The sequence below is a fragment of the Oryzibacillus soli genome (assembly GCF_051594765.1).
Taxonomy (GTDB): domain Bacteria; phylum Bacillota; class Bacilli; order Paenibacillales; family NBRC-103111; genus Paenibacillus_AR.
In genome coordinates, this window is sequence record NZ_JBPPGJ010000093.1 from 1 (window position 1) to 468 (window position 468).

The 468-nt window shown below is 68.4% G+C and carries 1 protein-coding gene; it reads left to right on the plus strand.

The features are described 5' to 3' along the window. A partial coding sequence (locus tag ACSEXW_RS28300; RefSeq protein WP_438449519.1) for a hypothetical protein occupies nucleotides 1-221 on the plus strand: 221 nt, incomplete at its 5' end. Between the last annotated feature and the right edge of the window lie 247 nt (nucleotides 222-468).

A 468-nucleotide genomic window follows, 5' to 3' on the forward strand; every position in this document is an offset into this window, starting at 1 on the left:
GGCCAGGAGCGGCCTTCAATCCGGCAGCAGGTGCAGGCCGGAGAATTAAAGGCCACCAGTGGCCTTCGATCCGCGTCCGCAGGGCTCCGACGGCGGAGCGGGAGAATGAAGGCCAGGAGCGGCCTTCAATCCGGCAGCAGATGCAGGCCGGAGAATTAAAGGCCACCAGTGGCCTTCGATCCGCATCCGCAAGGCTCCGACGGCGGAGCGGGGGGGGATGAAGGCCAGGAGCGGCCTTCAATCCGGCAGCAGGTGCAGGCCGGAGAATTAAAGGCCACCAGTGGCCTTCGATCCGCGTCCGCAAGGCTCCGACGGCGGAGCGGGGGGGATGAAGGCCAGGAGCGGCCTTCAATCCGGCAGCAGGTGCAGGCCGGAGAAATAAAGGCCACCAGTGGCCTTCGATCCGCGTCCGCATTTCCGCCCCGCCCGCACTCCCGCCCGCACTCCCCGCCCCGCCGCCCCGGAGCA